The organism is Pectinatus brassicae (genome assembly GCF_014201835.1).
GTDB classification, from domain to species: domain Bacteria; phylum Bacillota; class Negativicutes; order Selenomonadales; family Selenomonadaceae; genus Pectinatus; species Pectinatus brassicae.
Window position 1 is genome coordinate 44,820 of sequence record NZ_JACHFH010000022.1, and the last position, 7,054, is coordinate 51,873.

Sequence of the window (7,054 nt, forward strand, 5' to 3'; positions counted from 1 at the left end):
TTTTATAGTATCAATATATTATAAATGAAAAATTTCAACCTCTTTATATAGGCAATGACATTTTTTTTGCTTATTTAAAAACTCCATATGAAAATGCCCGAAATACCATTTTTTATAAGAAATAAATGGATATAGAATAGTAAGCATATCACTCGTTTTATCTTTTGTTAATTCTGGATTAATTGCCGGAGCATACTTTATAAAATATGGATTATCCAAAAATAATTGTTTAGGTGCCGTATGAGTAAGCACTACATCTACTTTATACTCATATCTTTTTAAATTGCCAATTGCATTATTATATTCAGCTTCATTATATATCTCCTCTTCCCACCATGAGATATTCCTGGCTCGATACATCTTATCGATAGAGTTAGCCCCGCCAAAACAAAAAAAGCTATAATTATTTATTGTAAATATTTCACCGCGCATAAGGTGAATAATATTGGACCTAATCTGATGAACCCTACCATTATTCCACTGAGTAACTGGCAAACTATTAAGAACAGAAAAATTCTCATGATTTCCATCAATATAGGCAAAAACAGCTTTCTGTTTCTCCAGCCAATCCAGCTGATACATATCACTGACAGAAACAGGATTATGCCATGGCAAACCAAAATCTCCACATATTAAGACAATATCGTTTTTAGTAAACATATAATTTTCAAAACGCTCTTTTGCCTTTCCATGAATATCTCCTGTTATGTAAATCATAGCCTCACCAGCTTCCATCTCTATTATATATTCATTATACCATCAAATAAGCGTATTTATAAATAATACTTTTCATCTATATAAATATTATTTTTATAATAAAATCATCACTGTTTAAATTATTTAGGGAAATAAAAAGGAGTTGATTAATTTGTCATTAATCGAATGGAATGATAATTTCAGCGTTGGTATCGAACAATTTGATAACGAACATAAACAATTAATAGAACTTGTCAATAACCTGCACATGAGCAGGAAAAGTGGTAAAGGAAATGAAAAGATACCTGAACTGCTTAGCGAATTGACAAAATATGCCTTAAAGCATTTTAGTGCCGAAGAAAAACTAATGACTTTAAAAAGATATCCATTTTATGAAGAACATAAAAGAGCACATGATCAATTTTCTTTAAAAATTGTCGAATATAAAAAGTTACACCAACAAAACTTATTACATACCAATCAATTAATGACTATTTTAAGGAATTGGGTCATCACCCATATTTGCAATATTGATAAAAAGCATGAAACCTATCTTAAATAATATAGGCATAAAAAAAGCACCGTCGTTCAAGCTAATAACCGGGCAATAATAAAGCCGGTTATTAGCAGCTGAACGAATTGGTGCTTTTTATTTAATAGATGTTTTTTAAGTAAGTTCTTATTTATTATAATTTAAACTGGGCGATTGCTGCTTGTAATTCCGTAGCAAGATTGGCCAAATTTTGGCTGGAAGATGCTATTTCCTCCATTATTGCCGATTGTTCCTGTGTAGAAGCTGATACCATCTGTGTTTCATCAGCCGCTTTTTTGCTGAGTTCATCAATTGTTACTACACTGGCTGCTGCTTTTTTACTGTTACCCGCCATATTTTGGATAGCTTGCGAATTAGTTTTTACCTGCTGAGAAATATTTTCTACCAACTCTACAATTTCATTAAATGAATCACCAGCATTTTGAATAACTTTCGTGCCAAGTTCTACTTCCTGTGTGCCTGAATTCATAGCGGTGACGGCACTTTGTGTTTCATTTTGTATTTTATTTATTAGATCGGTAATTTTTTCTGTGGCTTCTTGTGATTGTTCAGCTAATTTTCTTACTTCTTCTGCTACAACTGCAAACCCTTTACCATTTTCACCGGCACGAGCAGCTTCAATAGCCGCATTTAATGCCAATAGGTTTGTTTGTCCAGCAATATCAGAAATCGTTTCAATAATTTGACCAATAGCCTTGGAGCTTTCGCCTAAATCATCAATAACCTGTGCTGATTTTCCTACCGTAGTTTGTATCTGCTGCATCTGTTCTACTGCTTTTCTAATAGCTTTGCTGCCTTCTTCAGCCTTTAGTGAAGCCTGACTGGAATGCTGTGCTATCTTATTGCTGGCGTCAGCTGTAGAGTCTATCTGTCGTGAAACTTCACGCATAACATTAGATGTATCATTAGCAGCTTTCAGCTGATTGTTAGCTCCTTCAGCAACTTTAGTAATTGAATCGGCTACCTGATTAACAGCCTGCGCCGATTGCTGTGCCTGTGCCGTTAATTGTTCACTTGATGCCGCTAAATTTTCCGACTGGCCGCTGACTTTAGTTACAAGCTCACGCAGATTTTTCTGCATGGTTTTAAAACCATTAGCAAGCTCGCCTATCTCATCTTTAGAATTTATATCCAGAGAACGTTCGCGTAAGTCCCCATCAGCCAAATATAGACTTTCCTGGCTTAATTTTACCAATGGTTCAGAAAATTTCTTAGCTAAAACAGTTATCAGACCTATTGCAATAATTAAGCATAGTATCGATATCCCTAACATCATCCAGCCTAAATGAGTTACCTTTTGGTATACTTCACTTTCTGGTGCAACTACTGATATTACCCAGCGCTGCCCCCCTGGCAGATTTATTGGAGCCATTACTGCTAAACGTTTTTTACCGGCAAAAGTATATTTTCCTGCCACTTGATGATTATCACGCGCCTGCATAAATAAATCCACTAAATTTTTATCAAGCTCTTTATCAGCTAATTTTAAATCTGGGCTTATTGTTGTGCTGCTGAGGTTTAATTTCCCCACCAAATTAGGACTAGTTGGATGGGCAATAACAACACCGGCATTATCAGCTATCTGCCCATAACCCGTCTGTAAAAACTTCAGCTTTTTCATCATATCACTTAAGCGATCTAAAGCTACCGTGCCTACAATAACGCCATTAAATTGTCCGTCTTTTCTTACTGGCGCAGCTACTACTACTGATAATTTACCAGTTGATTTAGAAACAAGGGGGTTAGAAACAACGGCTTTTTGTGTCTGTACGCATTTTTTAAAATAATCTCTATCAGTATAATTGCCTCGTTTGCCGCTGCTCATAATGCCTTGTCCATTTAAAGATATATAAGAAATGACATCAAAACTCTTTTTTTCCTGTATTTGTTTTTGCAAAAATGGGCCAATATCATCAAGATTGTCACTTAAAATTATTGGATGCTCGGCGATTCCCGATAATTTAAGTATCAACCCCTGCATATCACCTTCAGTTCTTTTAGCATAATCATTGCAGATAGCCTCTGCCGCTTCATTAATACTATCCTGCAATGAACTTTTAGCAAAATAATATCCTGAAATTGATAATACCGCTAAAAAAACAACAAACATAGGGATCAATATTTTTAATACCCTAAACTTAATATTTTGCTGCTGAATCATTTACAACTTCCTTCCTTTACTTATCATCCCTAATTATTGTCTCCCAAACAAATATCCTGCTTAATAAATATAGCAGTTAACATAAATTGTATTTATTAAGCAATGTCTTACATTAACATATTATTTATTGTAAAGTCAATATTAATAGTTATACTAATATATGATATATGATATTATTTTTTATTAGTTCATACTATTTATAATATAAAAAACGACCTACCATTTGCTAGACTTTTCTCTAATAAATGGTAGGTCGGGACAAAATCCATTGACTTTTTTTACAACGGCAGTGCCGGCAAATCACTTAAATCACTTAACCCAAAACACTGTAAAAAAATATTAGTAGTGCCATAAAGAATTGGTCGTCCTACTACTTTTTTCCGTCCAACTTCTTGTATTAAATTACGCTCTAATAATTTATTGATGATGCTGTCGGCACGAACACCGCGAATATTTTCAATCTCCTGCTTGGTTATAGGCTGCTTAAAAGCAATAATAGATAATGTTTCCAATGCCGGTGCGGATAATTTTTTATCAGTTATTTCCGTCAGTCTTTCCAAATACCCTGACACCTGCGGCTTAGTACACATCTGGTAGGAATCAGCTATTTTTTTTATCATTAGTCCGCGATTGGCCTTAATCATATCATCCTGCAGTTCATTGACAAGCATTTCTACATTCTCTTTGTCGATGCCCAATATCTCAATAATTTGATTTATCGGTAACGGATTGCCATTTACAAATAACATCGCTTCTAATGGTGCCTTTAGTTTTTCGTAAAACATTTATTCCTCATTTCTCAAATATATATATATTGGTGAAAAAGAATAGTTTTGTTTTATATCTATTCTATTTAGCTTTATCAATTCCAACAGTGCTAAAAAAGAAGCTATAAGCTCTGGACGATTGTTTATATTTGAAAATACTTCAGAAAATAAAATCATATAATCCACACTATTTTGCAGTAAAGATAGAATTACCAGCATCTTATCCTGCACACTAAACTTGTCTTTGCTGACTTTCTGAATTACTTTTTGTGAAAGCTGTCCTTCCAACACATTTTGAAAAGCTTCCCACAAAACTTTGATATCAAGTCCCTGCGGAGGTAAATGCTGCACTGGCGGCAATATTGATTCCCGATAAAACAAATGAGCCTGACTTTCCTCAAGTTCATTTAAAATATTGCTGACCTCTTTAAAACGACGATATTCTATAAGTCTGTCAACAAGTTCCTGGCGTGGATCTTCTAAGTCTATTTCATCATCTTCTGCTTTTTCCTCTGCCGGCAATAAAATGCGCGATTTTATCTGCAGTAAGGTCGCTGCCATTATTAAAAACTCACTGGCAACTTCAATGTTAAACTCCCTAAACTGTTTTAAATAATCCAAATACTGTTCAGTGAGAACTGCTATCGGAATATCATAAATATCTATCTTATTTTTTTCAATTAAGTGCAGCAATAAATCCAATGGCCCTTCAAAAGCCTTTAAGCGCACTTTATATTCTTCTGACATAATTAAATCCAGGAATAAATTTTATTAAAAATTTTTCCCTGCCCCTTCATCCTTAATATTCTATATAAAAATAGTAGAAAAATCATTTTCTACTATTTTTATAACTATTTTATTAGATGATACTTAGCCCACACCGATAATCATCATCATTATAATTCTTATCAAACCTATTATCGGCATTGTGAAAAAAGTTAAAATACTTCCTAATATATGGGTATTTGCCAGTAATATAAAACCAATAAATATCGCCATACTATACCGTTCAATCTGGGCATATTGCCTAGCCATCTCATATGGCAGAATATTTATAAGTATGCGCGAACCATCAAGCGGCGGAATTGGAATCATATTAAATATCGCAAAATTTACATTATAGATTATCGTCATCCATATAATTTGATACAGCCAACTTTCCATATAACCCATCTTATAAATTAACGCTCCTAATATTCCCGCAATAAGTGCCATAAGAATATTCGATACAGGTCCTGCTACAGAAACCAAAATATCATCACGACGCATATTACGAAAATTACGCGGATTCACCATTACTGGTCGTGCCCAGCCAAAGCGAAAAAGAAACAGCATAATTAAGCCCCACGGGTCAATATGTGTCAATGGATTAAGGGTAAGTCTTCCTTGCATGCGCGGCGTAAAATCGCCACAATATGTAGCTACTCGGGCATGTGCATATTCATGTATTGTCAAAGCAATAATAAGACCCGGAATTCCAAAAATCATCTCGGGACCAAAACCTAGCATAAAATCCTCCTATCGCTAAACATTTAGCTTTTATTATTTTTTATTCTATCAACCATCAAAATAGCCGAAACAGATTTAGCATCTATTATTTCACCATTATATACCATGTCAACTGCTTTTGCCAAAGGTAATTTTACTAAATTAATGAATTCATCATCATCGGGATGCATATTTCCCACCGTAAGTTCTTCTGCTAGATAAATATGGATATATTCATCAGAAAATCCCACAGTAGTTGCTATTGTCATTAGTTTAGTATAATTTTGTGCTGCATAACCAGTCTCTTCACTCAATTCACGCTTAGCACAATCCAATGGATCTTCCCCTTTAAAATCGAGTTTTCCTGCAGGTATCTCCAGTGTTACCTGTTCAATTGGATAACGATATTGGCGCACCATTACAATGTCACCTTCAGCTGTATAGGGGATAACGGCTGAAGCTCCGGGGTGTTTTATCCATTCGCGGTATGTTTTATGTCCATTTGGCAATTCCACGGTATCTTTTTTTACATGCAGCAAATTTCCATCAAATACATCTGTCGAGTGTATTTTTTTTTCGATAAGATCTTCGTACATAATCAATTCTCCCTTACAATTTTTTACGTTAATTCCCTTTTTAATTTGCCTTTTTTCATCTTAGCATTATTCAGCATTTCCATTGCATTTTCCAATGACGCTGCACTTATATCACTGCCTGAGGCCATTCTTGCAATTTCATTAAGCTGTTCACCGGCAACTAATTTTTTAATTCTAGTGACTGTATGTTCATCTTCTGTATATTTATCAATATAAAATTGGGTATCAGCCATGCAGGCTATCTGCGGTAAATGTGTAATGCATAATACCTGTTTAAAAAGACCTATTCTGGCTATTCGTTCTGCTACCATCTGAGCTGTCTTGCCGCCAATACCTGTGTCAATTTCCTGAACCTCCCACGACTAAAGTCGCGGAGTTCCTGCTTCACAGATAGTTGCGCAAAATTCACGTCTTACATTATCTCCACAGGCTATCCCCGTAGTTCCTACGGTTCTTATATATGTCATTACACTGCTGTGTTTAAAATTCTTAATCCTTCATTGCAAATGTTTATAGCGGCATTTATGTCTCTGTCATGATGTGAGTTGCATTCAGGACATTCCCATTGTCTTATAGTAAGGTCTTTTATTTCTTTGTTTTGATAACCACAATTATGACAAAGCTGGCTTGATGGATAGAATTTATCTATTTGCATTATTTCTTTGCCATACCACTGAGCTTTATATTTTAGCTGACGGGTAAATTCTGACCAGCTGGCATCTATAATGCTACGGGCAAGTTTGTGGTTTTTCAGCATGTTATTTACTTGTAAATCTTCTAAGCAGATAACATC

General features: G+C 34.7%; 8 protein-coding genes and 1 pseudogene. 1 reads left to right on the plus strand and 8 read right to left on the minus strand.

Annotation, left to right across the window (positions count from 1 at the left end; genetic code table 11):
• Positions 1-18: 18 nt before the first annotated feature.
• Positions 19-735: a metallophosphoesterase family protein gene (locus tag HNR32_RS09210; protein WP_183861919.1), complete on the minus strand. Its 717-nt coding sequence runs from the start codon at positions 733-735 to the stop codon at positions 19-21.
• A 133-nt stretch (positions 736-868) separates the two neighbouring features.
• Between HNR32_RS09210 and HNR32_RS09215 the strand changes: the two genes are divergently transcribed.
• Complete coding sequence (locus HNR32_RS09215) at positions 869-1,258, plus strand: bacteriohemerythrin (protein ID WP_183861921.1); 390 nt, start codon at positions 869-871, stop codon at positions 1,256-1,258.
• 124 nt (positions 1,259-1,382) lie between these two features.
• On the opposite strand, the gene HNR32_RS09220 is transcribed toward HNR32_RS09215, so the two are convergent.
• From HNR32_RS09220 to HNR32_RS09250, 7 genes and pseudogenes are all read right to left on the minus strand, one after another.
• Positions 1,383-3,410, minus strand: coding sequence for a methyl-accepting chemotaxis protein (locus HNR32_RS09220; RefSeq protein WP_183861923.1), 2,028 nt, complete (start codon positions 3,408-3,410; stop codon positions 1,383-1,385).
• 278 nt (positions 3,411-3,688) lie between these two features.
• Positions 3,689-4,195 carry an SMC-Scp complex subunit ScpB gene (scpB, locus tag HNR32_RS09225; protein ID WP_183861925.1) on the minus strand — a complete coding sequence of 169 codons (507 nt, stop codon included), beginning with the start codon at positions 4,193-4,195 and terminating at the stop codon, positions 3,689-3,691.
• Positions 4,196-4,924: a segregation and condensation protein A gene (locus tag HNR32_RS09230; RefSeq protein WP_183861927.1), complete on the minus strand. Its 729-nt coding sequence runs from the start codon at positions 4,922-4,924 to the stop codon at positions 4,196-4,198.
• Between the two features lie 123 nt (positions 4,925-5,047).
• Positions 5,048-5,686, minus strand: coding sequence for a site-2 protease family protein (locus tag HNR32_RS09235; RefSeq protein ID WP_183861929.1), 639 nt, complete (start codon positions 5,684-5,686; stop codon positions 5,048-5,050).
• Positions 5,687-5,709: 23 nt separating this feature from the next.
• Complete coding sequence (locus HNR32_RS09240; RefSeq protein ID WP_183861931.1) at positions 5,710-6,261, minus strand: NUDIX domain-containing protein; 552 nt, start codon at positions 6,259-6,261, stop codon at positions 5,710-5,712.
• Between the two features lie 23 nt (positions 6,262-6,284).
• Positions 6,285-6,608: pseudogene (locus HNR32_RS09245) on the minus strand (DNA repair protein RecN); the annotation flags it as partial.
• Positions 6,609-6,727: 119 nt separating this feature from the next.
• A partial coding sequence (locus HNR32_RS09250) for an RNA-guided endonuclease TnpB family protein (protein WP_183861935.1) occupies positions 6,728-7,054 on the minus strand: 327 nt, incomplete at its 5' end.